General features: G+C 62.3%; 2 protein-coding genes and 1 pseudogene. 2 read left to right on the top strand and 1 reads right to left on the bottom strand.

Features of this window, described 5'->3' with window-relative positions:
• A pseudogene (locus RT662_RS12470) lies at nt 1-185 on the bottom strand (EF-P lysine aminoacylase GenX); the annotation flags it as partial.
• Nucleotides 186-261: 76 nt separating this feature from the next.
• Between RT662_RS12470 and efp the strand changes: the two are divergent.
• Together efp and RT662_RS12460 are read left to right on the top strand one after the other, a co-directional pair.
• Nucleotides 262-834, top strand: coding sequence for an elongation factor P (gene efp, locus RT662_RS12465; RefSeq protein ID WP_313671030.1), 573 nt, complete (start codon nt 262-264; stop codon nt 832-834).
• 190 nt (nt 835-1,024) lie between these two features.
• The coding region (locus tag RT662_RS12460; RefSeq protein ID WP_313671029.1) for a peroxidase family protein at nt 1,025-2,533 on the top strand (1,509 nt) is incomplete at its 3' end.

Below are 2,533 nucleotides of genomic sequence, written 5' to 3'. Positions count from 1 at the left end.
GTGACCGGGAAGCCGTGCAGATGTGTCTCGTTGCCGGGGCTGATCTGTACCGCGCCGCATTCCACCGTGATGAAGCCCTGTTCAGCAAACCAGCCGGCCAGCGCGGCCTTCACGCGATTGCGGCCCAGCAGGAAGCTGCGGCGATCGGCGTGGATGTCGGCATGCCAGAAGGGGCGCGGAGTCATGATTTTCCTTGAACAACGGTCGCGCCATGCCCTAACGGCTGCGCATGTTTCAGCGCCATCGCGCATAGGGGAAGTTATGGTCAAGGAAATCGCGAGCAATTTCCGCAAGGGTCAGGTCATCGAGCATGAGGATGGCCATCTGTATGTCGTGCTGAAGGCCGAAACGTTCCGCCCCGGCAAGGGCACGCCCACCACTACCATCGACATGCGCCGCATCGCCGACGGTGTGAAGACGGTGATCACGGTGAAGACCACCGACAGCCTTGAAAAGGCGTTCGTGGAGGAAGTGCCGCACAACTATCTGTACAAGGATGGTGAGGAATATATCTTCATCAACAACGAGACCTATGACCAGATCAGCCTGACCGAGGCGATGATCGGCGACGGCATCGTGTTCCTGCAGGAAAATGCCGAGTGCAAGATCCTGATGTTCGACGGCAAGGCCATCACCATCACCCTGCCGACCCGCGTGACCATGGCAATCGTTTCGACCGAACCGGTTGTGAAGGGCCAGACCGCCAGTTCCAGCTACAAGCCGGCGATCGTGGAATCCGGCGCCCGCGTGATGGTGCCGCCGCACATCGATGTGGGCACGCGCATCGTGATCAACACCGACGACAGCAGCTATGTGGAACGCGCCAAGGATTGATCCGGCGTTTCCCATCGGGGCGTGAAGGGGCTGGCCGCAAGGCCGGCCCTTTTTTCGTCTGGTGTGCGCGTCACTTACGGGAAAAATCGATTGGTCTAAGTGCAAATCCCGATTTCTTCGATTCATGGTCTGGGCGTTACATAGTCGGCATCGGGGCAAACCCGGATTGCACCAGAGGGAGAATATACCCATGACGCGTTCATTCGCATCGATCATCGCGCTGACGATTGCCAGCCTTGGCGCCACCGGCGCCGCCGCCGTAGAGGCAAACATGACTCAGAACGCCAGCCCGCAATTCTGGTGGCCGGAACTGGTGGACCTCTCCCCTCTGCGCAGCCAGGCGCCGCAATCCAACCCCTATGGCCCGAATTTCGATTATGCCGTCGAATTCTCCAGTCTCGATCTGAAGGCGGTAAAGGCCGATATCGCCAAGGTGCTGACCACCAGCCAGCCCTGGTGGCCGGCCGATTATGGCAATTATGGTCCGTTCTTCATCCGCATGGCCTGGCACAGCGCCGGCACCTATCGCATCGCCGATGGCCGTGGCGGTGCCGGCGGTGGGCAGCAGCGTTTCGAACCGCTCAACAGCTGGCCGGACAATGTGACTCTCGACAAGGCCCGCCGCCTGCTGTGGCCGGTGAAGGCCAAATATGGCCGCGCGCTGAGCTGGGCCGATCTGATGGTGCTGGCCGGCAACGTCAGCCTTGAAACCATGGGCTTCAAGCCGTTCGGCTTTGCCGGTGGCCGCACCGATGATTGGGAAGCCGACAAGGTGTACTGGGGCCCCGAAAACAAGATGCTGGACGACAAGCGCTACAGCGAAGGCCGCAAGCTGGCCAACCCGCTGGGCGCCGTGCAGATGGGCCTGATCTATGTGAACCCGGAAGGCCCGAACGGCGTGCCTGATCCGCAACTGGCCGCCAACGACATCCGCGACACCTTTGGCCGCATGGCGATGAACGATGAGGAAACCGCCGCGCTGATCGCCGGTGGCCACACGTTCGGCAAGGCGCACGGTGCGGGCTCGGCCAGCAATGTCGGCAAGGAACCGGCTGCCGAAGCCCTTGAAAAGCAGGGCTTTGGCTGGGAAAACAAGATGGGCAGCGGCAAGGGTGCCGATACCATCACCTCGGGCCTGGAAGGCGCCTGGACGTCGGCCCCGACCCAGTGGACGATGCAGTATCTGGAAAACCTGTACCGTTTCGAATGGGTACAGACCAAGAGCCCGGCCGGCGCCATCCAGTGGGAGCCCAAGGACGCCAAGGACCAGAAGTTCGTGCCCGATGCCCACCGTGAAGGCGTGTTCCACGCGCCGATCATGTTCACGACGGACTTGGCGCTGCGCACCGATCCTTCCTACAAGAAGATCACGCAGAATTGGTTGAAGAACCCCAAGGCGTTCGAAGATGCGTTTGCCCGCGCCTGGTTCAAGCTGACCCACCGCGACATGGGCCCGCGCGCCCGCTACATCGGCCCGGATGCGCCCAAGGAAGTGCTGAGCTGGCAGGATCCGGTGCCGGCGGTTGATCACCCGCTGGTGAACGATGCCGACGTGGCGACCCTGAAGACGAATGTGCTGGCCAGCGGCCTGACCGTGCCGGAACTCGTCCGCACCGCCTGGGCGGCGGCGGCTTCCTATCGCGGCACCGATGGCCGTGGTGGGGTGAACGGCGGCCGGCTGCGGCTCGCCCCGCAGAAG

This window comes from Sandarakinorhabdus sp., assembly GCF_032115815.1.
In the GTDB taxonomy this organism is placed as follows: domain Bacteria; phylum Pseudomonadota; class Alphaproteobacteria; order Sphingomonadales; family Sphingomonadaceae; genus Sandarakinorhabdus.
The sequence above is the reverse complement of the archived record's forward strand: the minus strand, read 5'-3'. Positions and strand labels throughout refer to the sequence as shown.